A 19,269-nucleotide genomic window follows, 5' to 3' on the forward strand; every position below is an offset into this window, starting at 1 on the left:
GAGCCTGCCGTCAGCGCTTGCGGGTGCCCTTCTTCTTGATCGGCACGTGCTCGACGTGGGGCTCCTCGACCGGTGCGTCGGCAGCTGCCTCCACCTCCGGTACGACGGGCGTCTCGTCGGGCTCGGGCTCGACCACCGGGTCCGGCTCGACCACGGGCTCGGGCGCCACCACGGGCTCGGGTTCGGGCGCCACCACGGGCTCGGGCTCGACCACCGGTTCCGGCGTCGACTCGGGCTCGGGCGTCGAGGTGCTGGTCGGCGGGCCGGCGGGCCGGCTGGCGGCACTCCGGCGGGTGCGGGTCACGACCTTCGGCGCGGCCGGCTCGACCGGCGCCTCCGGCTCCGGCTCGGGTTCCGCGGTGACCGGGGTCGCCTCGACAACCTCTGCCGGCTCAGCGGCCTCGGCGGCCTCGACTACCTCGGCGGGCTCGACAACCTCGGCCGGCTCGACAACCTCGACGCTCGTGTCGGCGGCGACCTCGACCACCTCGGCGGCCGGGGTCACCTCGTCGGTGACCTCGTCGGTGGCCTCGTCCTCGTCCGGGGCGGGCGGCTTGGCCATCGCGGCGACGTCCTTCGGCGACGGCACCGCCTTCGAGACCGGCTCGTCGGCCTGGGGTCGGCCGTTGCCCTTGCCACGGCGACGTCGACCGCCGCCGCGCGACTCGTCGTCGCCGGAACCGCGCCGCGGCTCGACGGGCAGCTCGTGGACGACGATCCCGCGGCCCTGGCAGTGGTCGCAGCTCTCGCTGAACGCCTCGACCAGACCGGTGCCGATCCGCTTCCGGGTCATCTGGACCAGGCCGAGCGAGGTCACCTCCGCCACCTGGTGGCGGGTGCGGTCGCGGCCGAGGCACTCGACGAGCCGGCGCAGGACGAGGTCCCGGTTGGACTCGAGCACCATGTCGATGAAGTCGACGACGATGATGCCGCCGATGTCGCGGAGCCGGAGCTGCCGGACGATCTCCTCGGCGGCCTCCAGGTTGTTCTTGGTGACCGTCTCCTCGAGGTTACCGCCCGACCCGGTGAACTTGCCGGTGTTGACGTCGACGACGGTCATCGCCTCGGTGCGGTCGATGACCAGCGAACCGCCGGACGGGAGCCACACCTTGCGGTCGAGGCCCTTGGCGATCTGCTCGTCGATCCGGTAGCTCGCGAAGACGTCCGGCTTGTCCGGCTGGCCCTCGGCGGAGGTTCGGTAGTGCTCCAGCCGGTCGGCCAGGTCGGGGGCCATGTGCTCGACGTAGTCGTGGACGGTCTCCCACGCGTCCTCGCCCTGGACGACGAGCTTGGCGAAGTCCTCGGTGAAGAGGTCGCGGACCACCTTGAGCGTGAGGTCCGGCTCGCCGTACAGGAGCTGCGGCGCGTTCCCCTTGGCGACCTTCCTCTCGATGTCCTCCCAGCGGGCCTTCAGCCGCTCGACATCGCGGGTGAGCTCGTCCTCGGAGGCACCCTCGGCGGCGGTCCGGACGATGACACCGGCCGTCTCGGGGACGATCTCCTTGAGCAGCGTCTTGAGACGTCCGCGCTCGGTGTCGGGCAGCTTCCGGGAGATGCCGGAGGTCGTGCCGTCCGGGACGTAGACGAGGAACCGGCCGGCGAGGCTGACCTGGCTGGTCAGCCGGGCGCCCTTGTGGCCGATCGGGTCCTTGGTCACCTGGACGAGGATGCTCTGGCCGGACGTCAGGACGGACTCGATCTTGCGCGGTTGGCCGTCCTTGTGGCCGAGCGATGACCAGTTGACCTCACCGGCGTACAGAACCGCGTTGCGGCCCTTGCCGATGTCGATGAACGCGGCCTCCATGCTGGGGAGCACGTTCTGCACGCGCCCGAGGTAGACGTTGCCGATCAGCGAGGTCTGGGACTCGCGGGCGACGTAGTGCTCGACGAGGACCTTGTCCTCCATCACGGCGATCTGGGTGAGGTCCTTGCGCTGGCGGACGACCATGACCCGGTCGACCGACTCGCGGCGGGCCAGGAACTCCGCCTCACTGACGATCGGCGCGCGGCGCCGGCCGGCTTCGCGACCGTCGCGGCGGCGCTGCTTCTTCGCCTCCAGGCGAGTGGAGCCGGCGATCGACGTGATCTCGTCCTCCGGCGACCGCGGCTTGCGGACCCGGGTCACGGTGGTGGCGTCGTCGGCGTCGGAGCCGCCCTCGCCCTCGCGGCGACGGCGCCGGCGGCGACGCGAGGAGGACGACGAACCGCCCTCGCCCTGCTCGCCACCCTCGGCGTCGGCGTCGCCTGCATCGGCGGAGTCGGCGCTCTCGTCGGTGCCGGCATCGCCGGCGGCCTTCGAGTCGCCGTCAGCGGACTCGTCAGTGTCGTCGGCGTCGTCGTCGCCGTTCGCCCCGCCTCCAGCGCCGGCACCGGCCGGCTTGCGACGGCGGCGGCCACCACGGCGACGCCGGCGGCGGGCGGCCGAGCTGGTGCCACCTTCGCCGCCCTCGCCCTGCTCGGCGTCGCCGTCGTCGGACTCGTCACCGCTGTCGGCAGCGTCCTGGTCGTCCTCGACCGTCTCGGCCTTCGGCTTCGGGGCCTTCGCGGACTTCTTGGCGGGTGCCTTCTTGGCCGGCGCGTCGCCGGCCTTGGCGTCCTCGGCCTTGTCGGCCGGCTCGGCCTTCTCGTCCTCGTCGCCGTCCGTCGGCTCCGCCTTCGGCTTCGGCTTGGCCCTCTTCGCCGGCGCCTTCTTGGCCGGCGGCTGGAACAGGACCGCCGTGCCGGACGTCGACTGCGCGTCGTCCTCGGGGGTGCCCGGTGCCTCGCCGGACGCGTCGGTCGTCGGCTCGGGCTCTGCCTCCGCCTTCGCGGCCTTCGACGCGGCCGGGGTCTTCTTGGCGGCGGCCTTCTTCGCCGGCGCCTTCTTGGCAGCGGCGGCCTTCTTCGCCGGCGCCTTCTTGGCCGCCGTCTTCTTCGCGGCAGCCTTCTTGGCCGGCTTCTCCTCGGGAGTCGCGTCGGCGGCGACCTCCGGAGCGACGGTCTCGGCGGGTGCTGCTTCGGTCACAGGGGTGTCGACGGTGTCGACCGGGGTGTCAGCCATGCGCTGCTCCTCCGCCCGACTGCCTCACGGCCGGTCCGGGCGTGTCCATCGCCGCACGGGTCCTCAGGGGTTGGGGACCGACGGCGCAAGCCTTCAGTGGGACGACACCCTCCGCGGAGCGTCACTGGCGGCCAGGGCCTGCCTGCCGCGGTCGCGCGGGTCCGGATGTCATCCCGGGCGCCGGATCGCTGTCACCGATCCGTCTACCTGCGTCGCGGTCTGGCGAGGTCTTGACCTCCACCGTGCCGGACCCGTCTAGGTGCTACGAGAACCGGCGAGAACGTCGTCGAATCGGTCCGTCGGGTCCTCGTCGGAGGTGCGCCGTCGGGGGCCGATCTGTGGCGAGTATCGCACACAGCGGATGAACGGTCGGCATCTCGGCGGGACGGGTAAGCCCCTCGGACCTGCTCGTCAGGCCAACGGGTCGCCGACCGACCCGGTGGTCTCGTCGAGCGGGCCCTGCGCGAGCCGGGTCAGCAGAGCGGTCGCCGGCGGAGTGAACCCAGAGACCTCGGCGAGGCCGGACAGGACGTCGTCGGGTCGTACGGCGGGCACGGCGTGTCGCAGCACCAGGGCGAGCGCCGGCTCCCCCTCGGCGTCGGTGACGTCCAGCGCGACGACCGCCGCGCGGCAGTCGAACGTACGGAGGCCCTTCTTCGTCATCCGCTCGACCGCCACGGACTCGGTGCCGAGGAAGGCGGCGACCGCGGCCTCGACGTCGGCCCGCTCGGCGCCGCGCAGCTCGACGAGCCACGAGCTGGCCACCAGCAGGTCGGCGAGCGACCCGCCCGGCGACTCCACGATCGCCGCGATGTCGAGCCCCTCCGGCAGCGCAGCGTCGAGCGCGCGGCCGATCTCCGCGGGATCGCGGGTCTCGGCCAGCCCGAGCTCGAGGTACTCCGCCTCGCTCGCCGCGCCGGTCGGCGACGCGCCGGCGTAGGAGATCCGCGGGTGCGGGTGGAACCCCGACGAGTAGGCCATCGGGATCTCGGCGCGGAAGACCGCCCGCTCCACCGCCCGGCTCACGTCACGGTGGCTCGTGAACCGCAGCCGGCCGCGCTTGGCGTAGCGGATCCGCAGCCGTTGGACCGGCGGGGCCTGCTGCTCGGGCTGCTGACGACTCACGAGCCAGAAGGGTAGGTCAACCGAGCCGCGCGCCCTTCATCTGCGGGGAGGCGTAGACGTTGGTGATCCGCACCCCGCCCAGCCAGCCGGTGAGCCGCGCGGCCTCGGCCTCGAGCGCCTCCGTGGCCTCGGCACCGACGTCGCGGCGGAGCACCACCCGGACCACCGCGTCCTCGTCCTGGACCCAGCAGCCCACCACCCGGCCGTCCCACCACGCGGTGGTGCCGGCGTTGCCGTTGCTGTCGAAGAGGTACGGCGTGTCGGCCGGGTCGAGGTAGAACGACCTCTCCTTCCAGCCCATCACCGTCGGGTCGAGGGTCGGCAGCAGCGCCGCCCACGGGGCAACGGGCTCGACCGGCTCGTCGTCGCCCGCTAGCACCCAGCCCACCCCGTCGTCGAGCGCGACCTGGACGGCGCCGACGTCGGCCAGCGCCCGTCGGACGATCGTCTTGGTCGCGCCGAGCCACCAGACGATGTCGGTCTCGGTGCCAGGACCGAAGGTCGCCAGCCAGCGCCGGACCAGCTCGGCGTACCCCTTGTCCTCCGGCCACGGCACCATCGCCTCCGCGAGCCAGTGGTCGGTGCGCACCCAGGTAGGCTTGTTGAGCCGCCAGTGACCCGCATTGACGCCCCGGACCACCCGGCCCTCCGCGCCCAGCGTCGTCATCACCCACGCGCCGATCGGGAACTCCCCGCCCCACTTCTTGTCCGGTGAGCCGAGGGAGAAGCGGCCCTCGAGCGCGGGCACCAGGTCACGCAGCTCCCGGGTGGTGCGCGGCACCCCGTCGGCCATTTCGGCCAGCACGTCGGCGAGCACGGAGTCGATCCAGGCGGTCGGGTCGTCGGCGAGCCCGGCTCCGACCACCCGCTGGGCCAGCAGCTTGCGCTGCTGGACCGCGACCCGGGCCGCCGCACTCCCCCAGGCCGCCGGCAGCAGGTCGCGCGGGAACACGAACAGCGTGCGGCGCATCGCGAGCTGCTTGACCAGCACCCGGTCGTCGTACAGCGCGGCATCGACGTCGGCCAGGGTCACGCCGGGCACGCGCGCCCACAGCGCCAGGTGCACGGTCGCCGCCTCGGTGGCGTGCAGGACGGTCATCGCCCGCGTGGCGCTGACCACGTCCGGACAGCCGTCCACCAGGCCGTGGCGCCGCGCCAACCGGGCCCGGCGCTCGTCGTCGTCGATGTGGCGCACGAGGACATCGTCACGGACGCCACCGACACCTGCCCCGAACCAGGGAATCTTCCGTGAGCCGAGGCGCGCAGGCCGTACGCTGCTCCCCGTGAGCAACCCTTACGGCAACGACCCCTACGGCCAGCAGCCCCCCAACCCCTACGGCGGCGGCGGTGGTGGCTCATCGTTCAACGCCCCGGGAGCCGGCGGCTTCGAGCAGCCCAAGACCGACGGCGTCTCCATCGCGGCCCTCGTCACCGGCCTGCTCTGTTGCGCGCCCGTGAGCCTCATCCTGGGCATCGTCGGCATCAAGCGCACCAAGGGCGGTCAGCGCAAGGGCCGCGGGCTGGCGATCACCGGACTGGTGCTCGGCCTGGTCGGCCTCCTGGTGTGGATCGGCGTCGGTATCGCGGCGATTGCCGGCGTCGCCTGGTTCGACTCGCTGCTCCTGCCGGAGGAGGCCGAGGTCGGCCAGTGCATGGACGTGACCGAGGAGGGCAACGAGGTGCTGCTCTACGAGAAGGACTGCACCGAGGACCACGACGCGGAGGTCGTCGCCGTCGCCGAGGTCGACGCCGACAACAAGGACGCGATCAGCGGCATGGTCGCCTACTGCAACGAGATCATCAGCGACGAGGATCAGATCAAGCTCGCTGAAGTCGAGGGCCTCGAGTACAAGGCCGTCATCGAGGACCCCAACAACGTCGACATCGGCGACCACCTGGTCTGCTACGTCGAGTCGAGCAAGAAGCTCGACGAGCCGATCCTCTGACGCCTCGATGAGTGGACCCTGGGGCGGGCCGCACGACCCCGAACCGGGCGAGCCGCCGTACCAGCCCTACGGCACCAGTCCCTACGGCACCTCTCCGTACGGCGGCGCGCCCGCGTCGCCGTACGGACCGGGCAGCCCCGTCGGCCGGCGCACGGACCCGGTCTCGATCACGGGGTTCGTCCTGAGCCTGCTGTGCTGCACCAGCGTGGTCGGCCTGATCCTCGGGATCGTCGGGCTGAGCCGTACCAAGGACGGGGTCCGGGCCGGCCGGTGGGCGGCCGTCTCCGCGATCGCGATCGGCGCCGTCGGCACCCTGGCGTTCGTCGGGGTGGTCGGGTTCTTCACCTGGTTCGGCACCAGCACCGTGCTGCTCTCGAGCGCCGACGTCGGCCAGTGCGTCGACGTCGACGAAGTCGGTTCCGACAAGGACGCGACGCTCTTCAAGAAGGACTGCGACGAGCCGCACGAGGCCGAGATCGTCGTCGCCGGCGACTTCAGCAGCGACCAGGTCGAGGCCTACGAGAACGGCGGGCCCGCCGACGTGTGCGAGGTCCTGCTCGGCCAGGAGTACGCCGAGGCGTTCGGCGCCGGCGGCTACGCCCTCGACATCGTCTTCGAGGCGTCGGAGCCCGAGTCGGGCGACGACTTCATCTGCTACCTCGAGCGCGCGGACGGCGACGACCTCGACAGACCCATCGACTGAACGCCGGAGACTGTGGGGGTCTCGAAGATGAGTGAAACTCCGGACAACGGCCTGACTCCGCCCGGACCGTCGACCTACGGTCCGGCGCAACCTCCCACGCCGGCCCCGCCTGCGAATCCGTACTTCGGCGCACCGCCTCGTCAGGCACCCCGCCCATCGACCGACGGCGGACTGGGCTGGACCGCCTTCGGCCTGGCCGTGGTCTTCTGCTTCCCGCTCCTGCCACTCGTGGGCGCGGTGCTCGCGATCATCACCCTGGCGCGCAAGCGCTTCCGGCCCCGCTGGATTGCGATCCTCGCTCTTCTCGCCGGCCTCGCCGGAACCGGCCTGCAGGTCGCGGTCGTCACCAGCGGTGCCTTCTGGGACGGCGTCCGCGACGGCATGAACGAATCCCTGGAGGACGAGGCCGAGGACGCGCGTCGTTCCGGCGAGCCGACCGAGATCAGCTCACTCAAGCTCCGGACGGGCGACTGCTTCAACGACCCCGTCGTCCTGGGAACGCTCGGGCCGGGCAGCGGCGGGAGCTCGACCGTCACCCTCATCCCGTGCGACCAGAAGCACGATCTCGAGGTCTACGCGACGTTCCGCGTGCCCGGCACGGACTTCCCCGGCAAGGACGCCTTCGGCGAGCACATCGACAAATGCTTCGGCGCGTTCCGGCGCTACGTGGGCGTGTCGTACGGCGATTCGGTGCTAGAGATCTTCTACTACTCACCGACCAAGCAGTCGTGGTCGGTGCTCGGCGACCGGACGATCAGCTGCCTCGCCGCTCATTCGAAGCGGAAGCTGACGGAGTCCGTCAAGGGATCCAAGCGCTAACAGCTAGTTGGTCTCCTCCCGGATCGTGTCGCGGACGATCGCGTCGCGGCCCGGAGCAGCGTTGGTACGACGCGGACGCAGGCTCGTGCCCTCCTCCTGGAGACCCCGCACCCCGTCCTCGAGCACGAACGTCGCGCGCGTGAAGGCAGCGGCGCCGGGCTCGGTCACCTTCGGAACGCACCGGAAGCGCGCGGTGAGCGCGTCCGGCGTGATCGTGGTGCTGACGTAGCCGCGGAGGTTGGTCCAGAAGCGCAGGTTGGGGTTCCACGCGGCCCACGGGTGGGTGCCCGTCGGCTCGTCGTACCCGTCGCCCCCGGAGGAGACCGACGACGTGATGAGCTCCGAGCCGACCACGGCCGAAGCAGGGTCGGCGAAGTCGGCGTACACGTCCGAGGCCCAGTGCGCGTGCACGTCTCCGGTCAGCACGACCGGGTTGCGCACACCGGCGTCGATCCACGACTGCACGACCCGCTGCCGGGTCGCCGGGTAGCCGTCCCACGCGTCCATCGACACCGTGGTCGCCGCTTCCGGGTCGCGGTCGCGCTTCCCGAAGAACACCTGCTGGCCGAGCAGGTCCCAGGTCGCCTCCGACCGGGCGAACCCGTCGGCCAGCCACGCCTCCTGCTCCGCGCCGAGCAGCGAGCGCGACGGGTCGGCTGCCTCGACGCAGTCCTTGTAGCCGTCGCCGCACGCCTGGTCGGACCGGTACTGGCGCGAGTCGAGCATGTGGAAGTTGGCGAGGGTCCCCCACCGCACCCGGCGGAAGAGCTGCAGGTCCGGGCCGCTCGGCACCGACGTACGCCGGAGCGGCAGGTTCTCGTAGTAGGCGCGGTACGCCGTCGCCCGGCGCTCGGCGAAGCCCGGTTGCTCGACGGCCCGTTCGGCGACCTCGTCGGCGTAGTTGTTGTCGACCTCGTGGTCGTCCCACACGGCCAGCCACGGCGCGGCGGCGTGGGCCGCCTGGAGGTCCGGGTCGGTCTTGTACTGCGCGTGCCGCTGCCGGTAGTTGGCGAGCGTCACCGTCTCCGGTCCCGCGTGGTGCCGGCCGACGCCGTCGCCGCCGCCCTCGTACTGGTAGTCGCCGAGGTGCAGGACCAGGTCCGGCCGCTCGTCCGCGAGAGCGCGGTACGCCGAGAAGTAGCCGGCCGGGAGGTTCGAGCACGAGGCGAACGCCATCGTCATCGACGGTACGGCGGCGCCCGGCGCCGGTGTCGTGACGCCGCGGCCGATCGCGCTGGTCCATCCGCCCTGCCGGAACCGGTAGTAGTACTCCCGCCCCGGCTTGAGGCCCGCCACCTCGACGTGGACCGCGTGCGCCCACGCCGGTGACGCCGTCGCCGTGCCCGACCGGACCACGTCGGCGAACCGCTCGTCGGTCGCCACCTGCCACAGCACCTCATAGCTGCGGGACGGCATGCCGCCGAGGCCGTCCGGCTCGATCGGCGACGGAGCGAGCCGGGTCCAGATGACGAAGCCGTCGGGGAGCGGGTCTCCCGAGGCGACGCCGAGCGTGAACGGGTCCCGGCGCAGCGGCGCGGCCGCGGCGCTGGCCCGGGTGTCGAGGAGGCCGAGCGGCCCCGTGACGGTCACGGTGGCTGCGCCGGCGACGACGCCGGCCTGCAGCATGCTTCTCCGAGTCGAACGCATGGCCATCAACCTCGCCTGACTCAGCGTCCGGGGGTCGACACCGGCGTGAAGACTCCGTGACCGGATCGCCCCCAGGACATCGGGTACCGCTCCGGCATGACTGCAGACGAGAGGATCGAAGCAATCCAGGCCGTCGTCGACCGCGTGACCTCGTGGCAGGACGGCGCTACCGAGGGCACCGTGGCCGAGGAGCTGCGCCGTGGCGCCGACCAGGTCGGCGTCGAGATGAGCGATGACGAGATCCGCCGCCTCGCCGACGTGATCGAGGACCGCCACGCGACGGTCTCGGCTGCCGACGTGCTGGGCAGGACCGGCTGACCAGAACTGCTCCTCCCCGGCTCCGGCAGGCCCTACGCTGCGACCCGTGGGCCAGGGAAAGGATCCGTACGACGACGCGGGCGGCTTCACGCCGTACCAGCCGGATGCCACGCCCGACGGCGAGCCGTCCGAGGCTGCGGCCGCCGCGCCGTTCGTGCCGTACGGGAACGCGCCGTACGGCAGCACGCCGTACGGAACGGCCATCGGGGCGCCGCTGCTCACGCCGGCACCGACCAAGAACCGGCGTTGGCCGTGGGGTGTGGCGATCGCGGTGGTCGTGACGACGTTCGGCAGCTGCATCAGCGGCCTCGTCGGGATCATCGGCGGCATCGGCAGCTCGGACGACGTAGGCGACCCGGCACCCCTGCGCACGGAGATCTACGCCAACGACCTCGCGGAGGGACAGTGCGTCAACGGCTCCGGGCTCGATCCGGGCACGACCGACCCGGTGTCCGGGCTGGAGGTCGTGGACTGTTCGACCGCCCACGACGCGGAGGTCCTGGCCGTCAAGGTCCTCGACGCCGACGAGGCTGCCGGCTACGACTTCGACGACGACAGCCAGATCGACGTCAACTGCCGCAACCTGTTCAGCGAGCGGCAGAAGGAGATCCTGCGCGCGGGCGACTACTTCATCTGGGCCCTGACCGAGACCGCCCAACCCGTGACCAACGACAAGGTCGCCTGCCTGGTCGTCAACGGTGACGGCAGGCACCTGCGTGGCGCGTTCGACATGGCGACGCCCGAGCAGCCGTAGGACGTCGGTCAGCCGCCGGTCGGCGGCACGATTCACTGCCGACGAGGTCGACAGGCCGGCCGGAGATCCGCCAGAACTTCCGGCTGGCTACACCGGGGTGAGGGGCAGCAGCGTGTGGCCGGTGGGACCGATCTGGATCTCGGTGCCCATCTCCGGGCAGACCCCGCAGTCGTAGCAGGGGGTCCAGCGGCAGTCCTCGACCTCGACGTCGGAGGTGCCGTCGCCGACGGCGAGCGCGTCCTCCCAGTCCGACCACAGCCAGTCCTTGTCGAGGCCGGAGTCGAGGTGGTCCCACGGGAGGATCTCGTCGTACTCGCGGTCGCGGGTGGTGAACCAGTCGAGGTCGACGCCGGTGCCGTCGAGCGCGGCTTCGGCGGCAGCGGTCCAGCGATCGTAGGAGAAGTGCTCGCTCCAGCCGTCGAAGCGGCCGCCGTCGCGCCACACCTGCTCGACGATCCGGCCGACCCGGCGGTCGCCGCGCGACAGCAGTCCCTCGATGATGCCGGGCTGCCCGTCGTGGTAGCGGAAGCCGATCGCACGCCCGTAGCGCTTGTCGGCACGCACGACCTCGCGCAGCTCGCGAAGACGGCGGTCGGTCGTCGCCACGTCGAGCTGACCCGCCCACTGGAACGGCGTGTGCGGCTTCGGCACGAACCCGCCGATCGAGACCGTGCAGCGGATGTCGTTGCGGCCGGAGACCTCGCGACCCTTGGCGATCACCTTCTTCGCCAGCTCGGCGATCTGCAGCACGTCCTCGTCGGTCTCGGTCGGGAGGCCACACATGAAGTAGAGCTTCACCTGGCGCCAGCCGTGGGAGTACGCCGTCGCAACGGTGCGGATCAGGTCCTCCTCGGTGACCATCTTGTTGATCACCTTCCGCATCCGCTCGCTGCCGCCCTCGGGCGCGAACGTCAGGCCGGAGCGCCGGCCGTTCCGGGAGAACTCGTTGGCAAGGGTGATGTTGAAGGCGTCGACCCGGGTCGACGGGAGCGACAGCGAGACGTTGGAGCCCTCGTAGCGGTCGGCCAGACCCTTGGCCACCTCACCGATCTCGGTGTGGTCGGCGCTGGACAGCGAGAGCAGCCCGACCTCCTCGAAGCCGGTCTTCTTGATGCCGTTGTCGACCATCGCGCCAATGGTCTCGATCGAGCGCTCACGCACCGGGCGGGTGATCATGCCCGCCTGGCAGAACCGGCAGCCGCGCGTGCAGCCGCGGAAGATCTCGACGCTGAACCGCTCGTGCACGGTCTCGGCGAGCGGCACCAGCGGGTTGGCCGGGTAGGGCCAGGAGTCGAGGTCCATCAGCGTGTGCTTCCGGACCCGGTCCGGCGCCCAGGGCTGGTTGGGTACGACGCTCGCGATGAACCCCTCGGCGTCGTACGACACGTCGTAGAACTGCGGCACGTAGACGGCACCGCTCACGGCCAGACGCCGGAGCAGCTCGAGCCGCCCGCTTCCCATCGATCCAGCAGGGGACCCCTCGCCCTTCCACTCACGGACGACCTCGGAGATCGCCAGCACGACCTCCTCGCCGTCACCGAGGACGACCGCGTCGACGAAGTCGGCGATCGGCTCCGGGTTGAACGCGGCGTGCCCACCGGTGATCACGACGGGGTGGTCGTCGGTGCGGTCGACGGCGTGGATCGGGATGCCGGCGAGGTCGAGCGCGTTGAGCAGGTTGGTGTAGCCGAGCTCGGTCGAGAAGCTGACGCCGAACACGTCGAACGCGCCGACCGGGCGGTGGCCGTCGACGGTGAACTGCGGGATCCCCTCCCGCCGCATGACCGCCTCCATGTCGGGCCACACCGCGTAGGTGCGCTCGGCCAGGATCCATGGCCGCTCGTTGAGCACCTCGTAGAGGATCTGCACGCCCTGGTTGGGCAGCCCGACCTCGTAGGCGTCGGGGTACATCAGCACCCAGCGCACCTCGGTCTCGTCCCATTCCTTGCTCACCGAGTTGAGCTCGCCGCCGACGTACTGGATCGGCTTGGACACCGACAGCAGGTGCGGCTCGAGGCGGGAGAAGAGGGACTCAGGCATAGGTACCGATTCTACGAGCCGGAAGGCGTCCAACCCTCATCGCGACCGAACCGCGCGAGCAGGTCGTGCTGGTCGTCGCCGTTGAGCGCGACCTGGTCGCCCACCACGCCCGCGCCGCGATACATCTCCTCACGCGAGGCGAACCACTCGGCCAGCGCCGCCACCAGCTCGGGATCGATCCGGGCGTCGGCCCCGATCGCGACCGCCAGGTCCCACCCGTGGATGAGGTGGTCGGCGGCCAGCTGCCAGACGTACTCGTCGGCCCGCTCGTCGCCGTACGACAGGTGCACGGTGTCGCACTGCGGCAGCAGCCCGCCGACGGCGGTCACCGCCGCGTCGGCCGCCGAACGGGCGGCAGCCACCGGTGCGTCACCGAGGACGTCACCGTCGAACCGGTCGCCGACGTCCTCGATCGTGCTGCCCTCGAGGAGGGGCACCGTCCACAGGTCCTCGCCCGTCACGTGGTTGACCAGCTCCCGCACGTCCCAGTCGGCGCACGGCGTCGGCTCGCCCCACTGCTCGTCGTCGACGCCGTCGACACAGACCTTCCACCACTCGACCGTACGGCGGTGCATCTCCTCGGTGTCCATCACACCAGTCCTCTCTCGAAGGCTCGGCCGGCCTGCGCCAGCCACCAGTCCAGTCCGGCCCGCTCCCGGGCGCGCACGCCCTCGTCGGGGTGCTCCACGATGTCGAGCGCCTTGTTCCACCCCAACCAGGTGAGGCCGCCGAGCAGCGCGAGCTCCAAGGACGCCTCGTCGTGGTCCGCGCCCGCCACCTCCCGCTGCAGCGCCAGGAACTCGTCGAAGGTCAGGTCGAAGACATGGGCACAGCCGACGAGCATCCGGGCGACGTCGAACTCGGCCGGCCCGACCGCGGCGAGGCCCCAGTCGAACAGCGTCACGCCGTCGCCCTCGAGCGCCAGGTTCACGGTCGCCACGTCCCCGTGCAGCAGAGTGGGCGTCTGGTCCCGCATCGCCCGGAGGAGCGAGCCACTGTCGAGCGCGAGGGCGAGCACCCTCTGTCCCACCTCGTCCGGCGCCACCTCCGCGAAGTACTCCCACCCCCGGAGCGCGGCGTCGATGAGCCCGTTGCCGGCGAAGCGCGCGATCCGCGCCGGCTGGAAGATGCCGATGAGGCGGTCGAGCGACGTGTCGGTCGGCTCCGTCCGGCCGCGGTGCGCGGCGTGGAGGTCGGCCAGGCCGCGGAGGATCACGCGCACCTGTGCCGGAGGCAGCAGATGGTCCCAGGTGATCACGGCGTCGCCGAGGTCGCGCATGACGACGACCCCGCGGCCGTCGCCGTCGTACCAGGCGTTGAGGATCGGGTGGTGCACCGTCGGCGGGAGGTCGTCGAGCGCGCCGGAGAGGAAGAGCGCGACCTCGCGACCGTGGTCGTCGCCGACCATCTGCATCACCAGGTCGGCCGCGGGGTCGTAGTGCTTGACGACCACACGACGCCCGTCGGCGAGCGTGAGCCGCTGCAGGGCAGCCCCCGACCGTCCGTCCTCACCCAGGGTCCCGTACGCGGTCGCCGAGTCGAGCGCGGCCCGGTCGATCAACGCCGCCATGGATCACATGGTGCTCCTGATCGACCGGGCGCGCACCCACTTCGGCTAGCTCACGGACGTGTCATCGATGACGAAGCTCGTCTGCAGGCTGGAGTCCTCGGCTCCGGCGAACCGCACCGTCACCGTCTTCCCTGCGTAGGCCGCGAGGCTGAAGGACTTCAGGACGTACGTCGAGTTCTTGTTGAGGTTGGAGTACGTCGCGAGCGTGGTGGTCACGCCGCCCGAGACGATCTGGACCTTGAGCGTGTCGTACGCCGTCGCCGTGGTCGTCTCCGCCGAGTCGATCCGGAGGTAGAACGCCAGCGTCTTGGTGCCGCTCGCCGGCAACGTGACGCTCTGGCTGAGGGTGTCGGTGCTGCTCGACCCGTAGCCGTTGAGCCACGCCTTCCAGGAGCCGGTCCGAGCGGGACGGCTGGTCGAGCTGGTGATCACGCCGGACGTCGCGCTCCAGCCGGTGTTGCCGGACTCGAAGCCAGGGTTGGCGAGCAGGTTGCCCGTCGGCGGCGGGGGCGGCGGCGGGGTGGTGCCCTCGAGCGTGTGGAGCAGCCGGTTCGGTGAGCCGGTGCCGGGGTTGGTGACCTTGCCGGTGGTCGCGTTGGTCGTCAGCCAGGACGAGACCGACGACGGCGACGCGGCGGTGTGGGCCTGCAGGTAGAGCGCCGCTGCACCGACCACGTGCGGCGTGGCCATCGACGTACCGCTGATGGTGTTGGTCGCGGTCGTCGAGGTGTGCCAGGCCGACTTGATGCTCGAGCCCGGCGCGAAGATGTCGAGGCAGGACCCGATGTTGGAGAAGTCCGAACGGGCGTCGCTGCTGGTGGTGGACCCGACGGTGACCGCGGCCGCGACCCGCGACGGCGAGCCGTTGCAGGCGTTGGCGCCGTAGTCGTTGCCGGCCGCCACCCCGTAGAAGACGCCGTCGTTGATCGAGTTGTTGACGGCGGTGTCGAGCGCCGAGGAGACGCCGCCGCCGAGGCTCATGTTGGCGACCGCCGGGCCGCTGGTGTGGTTCGAGGTGACCCAGTCGATGCCCGCGATCACGCCGGAGTCGGTGCCGCTTCCGTTGCAGTCGAGGACCCGGACGGGAATGATCGTGACGCCCTTGGCGACGCCGTACGTCGTGCCGCCGACGGTGCCGGCCACGTGGGTGCCGTGACCGTTGCAGTCGGTGGGGGTGCCACCGATCGCCGAGTAGCCCGTGGCGGTGCGGCCGGTGAACTCGCTGTGCGTGGTGAGCACGCCGGTGTCGATGATGTAGGCCTTCACACCCGCGCCGGTCTGGTCGTAGTGGTAGGTCGAGCTCAGCGGCAGGTTGCGCTGGTCGACCCGGTCGAGACCCCAGGTGGCGCCGGTCTGGTCGCCGTCGATGGAGACCCGCCGGTCCGCCTCGATGTAGGCGACGGCGGGGTTGGCCCGGAGCGCCTGCACCGCGCGGTCGGGCAGCTTCGCCGAGAAGCCGTTGAGGGCCGTCCGGTACTGGTGCGTGATCCGGCCGCCCTTGTCGACAGCCAGGGCACGCGCGTCGGCCGCGACCGTCCGCGACGCCTGCTGGTTGAGCACGACGATGTAGCGGCCGTCGATGGCGCCGGCCGCCGATCGCCCGACGACCGGCGCGAGGTCGTCCTTCTGGATGCTCAGCGGGTGGGCGTCCGGAGCCCCGGGCGCGGCCCCGGACGAGGTGGCTGAGCCGACGAGGGCACCGCCTGTTGCGAGCGCCACTGCGGCAGTGGCGATCGCCCGCGTGATGACGCGGGGTGTTGCTGTGGACATGTGTGTCACCTTGGTGGTTCGGGCGGCCCGGGTGGGGCCGCGTCCTCGGGCGTCCGATCGGGCACCCTGCCGGAACCTAGTGACGCGGCATTCCCCCCGCATACGCTCAAGTTCTTGCACTGCACCTTCCTGCACGAATCGAACATTCTCCGGACATCGCCCGCCAGGCCCGGAAGGTCTCCCGTCGGCCGCCGCCCTCGGCAGGCCACGAGGACCGACTCCCTAGACTCGGCGGCGAGATGAGTACGACGACCGCGGGCCGCCTCTCCTGGGCGGTCGTCAGCGTCCTCGCCCTGGCACTGACGGCCGCGTGCGAAGCCGAGGAGCCCCCGGCCGATCCCGACCGGATCGTGCTCAACCCACCGGCCGAGGGCGCCGGCCACGCGCACGCACCGGGCGAGGCCGACCCGGCCCCGGTCGGCGACGGCACCCGCGCGACAGCCGGCGGCTACCGGCTGGCCGAGGTCCGGCTCCCCCGGCGAGCGGACGGACCCGGCGCGATGACCTTCCGGATCCTCGGCCCGGACGGTCGGCCGGTCACCGACTTCACCGAGCAGCAGACGAAGCAGATGCACCTCTACGTCGTCCGCACCGACTACGCCGTCTACCGCCACCTGCACCCCACGCTGGCGAAGGACGGCACCTGGACCGCGCCGGTGGACCTCGACGACCCCGGCGGCTACCGGGTCATCGCCGACTTCCTGCCGAGCGGGGCGGAACGACCTGTCGTGCTCGGAGCGGTGGCCACGGTGCCGGGCAGCTGGCGCGCGGCACCGCTGCCGACCAGCGACGCCGGCGACGACGGCCTGATCCAGGTGCGGGTCGACGGCACCGGCGCCGTTGGCGACAACGGCCGGCTCCACCTGGTCGTCACCACCGTCGACGGCGAGCCGGTGACGCTCGGGACCTATCTCGGCACCTCCGCGCACGTGTCCGGCTTCCGCACCGGCGGCCGCACCGCGCGTGACCGGGTGTTCGTGCACGTGCATCCGTACGGCGAGCCCGAGCCGACCGACGACGGGACCCGGCTGACCTTCCACACCACGTTCGAGCGGGCCGGCGACTACCGGCTGGTCGTGCAGGTCCGGGTCGAGGGGCTGCTGCACACGGTGCCGGTCACGGCGACCGTCGAGCCTGCCGCCTGATCGTCAGTCGACCTCGACGGTCAGCGTGGTGACGGGGTTCTCGAACTCGCCGACGCGCAGGCTCACCTGCACCTCCCACTCCCCCGCGGTCGGGAAGGTCACGTCGGCGACGAAGGTGCCCGCTCCGGTCGGTGCGACCGGAACCGCGCCGAGGTCCACCTCGGCGCTGCGGAGTGACACCACCGGCCGGTCGTGGAGGTCGACCGGCTCGCCACCGAGGTCCTGGACCTGCACCAGCAGCTGTCGCTGGCGGCCGCCGGTCGCGTCGAGCACCGCCAGCACCTGCAGGTCGCCGGCGACCGCCCGCGCCACGGTGGTCGCCGGAGCCGGCGCGGCCACCCCGGACTCGGCGCGCGGCGGCTGCTCCACCAGGAAGCCGGTCACGCCGAGCAGCCCGACCAGGAGCGCCGCCTCGAGCAGGACCACCCGGCGGACGCCGTACGTCGCCCGCCGCCGCGCCTCGTGCGGGCCGTCGCTCACCTGCGGGAGCAGCCGGTAGCGGTTCCAGGCTGCGACGCCGGCCACCACCAGCGCGATCCCGACCTTGACCAGCAGCAGCCGGCCGTAGGTCGTGTCGACGAGACCGCTCCAGGAGCCCAGGATCCGCCACCCGAGCAGGACGCCGGCCACCGCCAGGACGGCCAGCAGGGCCGCGGCGACGGTCGAGAACCGGCTCAGCACGAGGGCGCCGTCGCGCTCCCGGCCGGCGACGGAGGGCAGTACGACGGCCAGGCCCACCAGGCCGCCGAGCCAGACCGCACCGGCGCTGAGGTGCAGCGCGTCGGTGAGGACCAGCAGCGACACGGGCTCGTAGGCGCGGGTGTGGCCGACCAGCGCCGGCGACCAGACGGCCAGGGCGGCGCCGATGTCGCCGGCGAGGGACGGGGTGGAGCGGCCGGCCAGGACGACCGCCAGCCCCAGCCCGATCGCCTGGAGGACGAGGACCGTGAGGTCGTCACCGACGAGCGAAGGGTCGAGCGAGGCGGTCTCGATCAGGCCGCCCATGCCGGCTCCGCGCTGGTAGGCGCCGGACACGGCGACCCCGACCGCGGCGATCACGACCGCGGCGAGCGCCGATCCGCGCTGGAGCCGCAGCAGCCGCCGTCGTACGGCGTCGTGGAGGCGGATGCCCCGCGCAGTCCAGGACAGGAAGATGGTGAGGCCGCCCGCGAGCAGCAGGGCGACGTACGACAGCGCCTGGACGATGCTCGCGACGTCCCGCATCGCCGTGTCGTCGGTCGCGGGCCCGTCGCGAGGTGGGGCGACGCTCTCGCTCGGGGCGCCGATGTGGAAGGTCAATGACCCGGCGATCGGGTGGCCGTCGCTGGAGACGAACCGCCAGGTGACGACGTACGTCCCGTCGGCGAGGTCGGCGGGCAGGTCGGCCGTCACCACCTCGTCGCGCGCCCCGGCCTCGACGTCGAGCGGATCGCCGGCCGCGTCGTAGGCCCGGATGCCGTCGTCGACCACCGACACCGGCTCGTCGAAGGTCAGCGTCACCTCGTCCGGCGCCTCGGCGAGGAGCTCGCCCTCCGCAGGATCGGACGAGACCAGCGAGGCGTGCGCCGACGCCGGCGCGCCCGCCGAGCCCACCAGGAGCCCGGCGAGCAGCACCGCCGTCAGCGCACGCCTCACCATCGGCTCAGGCCTTCCGGGTGCGCGCCAGGGCGAGGCCGCCGACCACGATCCCGACGATGCCGGTGCCGAGCCCGGCCAGGGCGAGGCCGTCGCCGTCGTCGTCGGAGCCGTCGCCCCCGTCCGCGTCGGTGGAGACCGCCGGCGCCTCGCCGCCGTGGCCGCCCTCGGCCGCGGTGATCGTCACCAGCGGCGCGGGGTGCTCGAGCTCCTCGGCGTCCTGCCCCTCAGCGGCCACCTCGGTCCAGCCGGTCTCGCCCCGCTGGCAGGACTGGAGGACCGGGAACGCGAGTGTCTCGCCCTCGGCGTCGGGCAGCTGCAGCGAGAGCTCGAACGTGTCGCGCTGCCCGTCGGGCAGCGGCGTGCGGGCCGTGTAGACGACCTGCTCGACCCGCTCGGTGATCTCGTTGCCGTGGGCGTCGGCGATCGGCTCACTGAGCCGCTTCATCACCGTGTCCGTCTCCCAGAACGAGTTGCGGGTCGGGGTGACGGCGTAGATCTCGTCGGGCAGCCGGATCGCAACCTTGGTCGTCGGCGAGCCCTCGCACCCGTGCGGGACGCTGACGGTCAGCACGGCGTAGGAGCCGGCCGCCGTCGTGTCGGGCGTGATGGTCACGTGTGCGGACGCTGGCGCGACGGCCAGCGCGAGGGCGCCGGCGGCTGCGGCCGCCGGCAGGACGATGTGTCTGAGATGCATGGTGTGTTCCTTGTCTGGGGATCGGTGTGCGGCAGGCAGGCGCAGCCGACCGACCGATCC

Annotated in this window: 16 protein-coding genes; 6 read left to right on the top strand and 10 right to left on the bottom strand. The window is 72.0% G+C overall.

All coding sequences use genetic code 11. The features are described 5' to 3' along the window. Positions 1-10: 10 nt before the first annotated feature. The 3 genes from D0Z08_RS06955 to D0Z08_RS06965 all read right to left on the bottom strand — a co-directional run bounded on the left by D0Z08_RS06955 (position 11) and on the right by D0Z08_RS06965 (position 5,360). Positions 11-3,040, bottom strand: coding sequence for an Rne/Rng family ribonuclease (locus tag D0Z08_RS06955; RefSeq protein ID WP_118924007.1), 3,030 nt, complete (start codon positions 3,038-3,040; stop codon positions 11-13). 411 nt (positions 3,041-3,451) lie between these two features. After that, the gene (locus D0Z08_RS06960; RefSeq protein WP_118924008.1) at positions 3,452-4,165 is read right to left on the bottom strand and encodes a TIGR03936 family radical SAM-associated protein; all 714 of its coding nucleotides are present in this window, start codon (positions 4,163-4,165) and stop codon (positions 3,452-3,454) included. Between the two features lie 16 nt (positions 4,166-4,181). Further along, complete coding sequence (locus tag D0Z08_RS06965; protein ID WP_118924010.1) at positions 4,182-5,360, bottom strand: winged helix DNA-binding domain-containing protein; 1,179 nt, start codon at positions 5,358-5,360, stop codon at positions 4,182-4,184. An 88-nt stretch (positions 5,361-5,448) separates the two neighbouring features. Here D0Z08_RS06965 and D0Z08_RS06970 point away from each other — a divergent pair, with 88 nt between their 5' ends. From D0Z08_RS06970 to D0Z08_RS06980, 3 genes are read left to right on the top strand one after another with little or no spacing between them, the layout of a single operon-like run. Continuing rightward, positions 5,449-6,111, top strand: coding sequence for a DUF4190 domain-containing protein (locus tag D0Z08_RS06970; RefSeq protein WP_182481204.1), 663 nt, complete (start codon positions 5,449-5,451; stop codon positions 6,109-6,111). Between the two features lie 7 nt (positions 6,112-6,118). Next, a complete protein-coding gene (locus D0Z08_RS06975) occupies positions 6,119-6,814 on the top strand; it encodes a DUF4190 domain-containing protein (protein WP_118924014.1) in 696 nt (231 codons plus the stop codon). Positions 6,815-6,841: 27 nt separating this feature from the next. Further along, positions 6,842-7,633 (top strand): septum formation family protein, encoded by a 792-nt coding sequence (locus D0Z08_RS06980; RefSeq protein WP_147381354.1) that lies wholly within the window; start codon positions 6,842-6,844, stop codon positions 7,631-7,633. Positions 7,634-7,636: 3 nt separating this feature from the next. Here D0Z08_RS06980 and D0Z08_RS06985 read toward each other — a convergent pair whose 3' ends face one another. Then, complete coding sequence (locus D0Z08_RS06985) at positions 7,637-9,280, bottom strand: alkaline phosphatase D family protein (RefSeq protein ID WP_118924018.1); 1,644 nt, start codon at positions 9,278-9,280, stop codon at positions 7,637-7,639. 96 nt (positions 9,281-9,376) lie between these two features. Between D0Z08_RS06985 and D0Z08_RS06990 the strand changes: the two genes are divergently transcribed. Then, positions 9,377-9,598 (top strand): hypothetical protein, encoded by a 222-nt coding sequence (locus D0Z08_RS06990; protein WP_118924020.1) that lies wholly within the window; start codon positions 9,377-9,379, stop codon positions 9,596-9,598. A 46-nt stretch (positions 9,599-9,644) separates the two neighbouring features. After that, positions 9,645-10,352 carry a hypothetical protein gene (locus D0Z08_RS06995; protein WP_118924022.1) on the top strand — a complete coding sequence of 236 codons (708 nt, stop codon included), beginning with the start codon at positions 9,645-9,647 and terminating at the stop codon, positions 10,350-10,352. 87 nt (positions 10,353-10,439) lie between these two features. On the opposite strand, the gene D0Z08_RS07000 is transcribed toward D0Z08_RS06995, so the two are convergent. Genes D0Z08_RS07000 through D0Z08_RS07015 form a run of 4 tightly spaced genes read right to left on the bottom strand, consistent with a single transcriptional unit; the run spans position 10,440 to position 15,732 of the window. Continuing rightward, on the bottom strand, positions 10,440-12,392 hold the full coding sequence (locus tag D0Z08_RS07000) for a TIGR03960 family B12-binding radical SAM protein (protein WP_118924023.1): 1,953 nt from the start codon (positions 12,390-12,392) through the stop codon (positions 10,440-10,442). A gap of 11 nt (positions 12,393-12,403) precedes the next feature. Then, positions 12,404-12,982, bottom strand: coding sequence for a TIGR03086 family metal-binding protein (locus D0Z08_RS07005; protein ID WP_118924025.1), 579 nt, complete (start codon positions 12,980-12,982; stop codon positions 12,404-12,406). Beyond that, positions 12,982-13,962, bottom strand: a complete 981-nt coding sequence (locus tag D0Z08_RS07010; RefSeq protein WP_118924027.1) for a phosphotransferase — start codon at positions 13,960-13,962, stop codon at positions 12,982-12,984. The genes D0Z08_RS07005 and D0Z08_RS07010 overlap by 1 nt, the downstream gene beginning before the upstream one ends. 45 nt (positions 13,963-14,007) lie before the next feature. Next, entirely contained in the window at positions 14,008-15,732 is a 1,725-nt protein-coding gene (locus tag D0Z08_RS07015) for a S8 family peptidase (protein ID WP_118924029.1), read from the bottom strand. 239 nt (positions 15,733-15,971) lie between these two features. Between D0Z08_RS07015 and D0Z08_RS07020 the strand changes: the two genes are divergently transcribed. Beyond that, on the top strand, positions 15,972-16,877 hold the full coding sequence (locus D0Z08_RS07020) for a hypothetical protein (protein WP_118924031.1): 906 nt from the start codon (positions 15,972-15,974) through the stop codon (positions 16,875-16,877). 3 nt (positions 16,878-16,880) lie between these two features. Here the strand turns inward: D0Z08_RS07020 and D0Z08_RS07025 are convergent, their stop codons facing one another. Both D0Z08_RS07025 and D0Z08_RS07030 read right to left on the bottom strand, forming a co-directional pair. After that, positions 16,881-18,515: a copper resistance CopC/CopD family protein gene (locus tag D0Z08_RS07025; protein WP_118924033.1), complete on the bottom strand. Its 1,635-nt coding sequence runs from the start codon at positions 18,513-18,515 to the stop codon at positions 16,881-16,883. Positions 18,516-18,519: 4 nt separating this feature from the next. Beyond that, positions 18,520-19,209 carry a YcnI family copper-binding membrane protein gene (locus D0Z08_RS07030; protein ID WP_118924035.1) on the bottom strand — a complete coding sequence of 230 codons (690 nt, stop codon included), beginning with the start codon at positions 19,207-19,209 and terminating at the stop codon, positions 18,520-18,522. Between the last annotated feature and the right edge of the window lie 60 nt (positions 19,210-19,269).

The organism is Nocardioides immobilis (assembly GCF_003515065.1).
Lineage (GTDB): Bacteria > Actinomycetota > Actinomycetes > Propionibacteriales > Nocardioidaceae > Nocardioides > Nocardioides immobilis.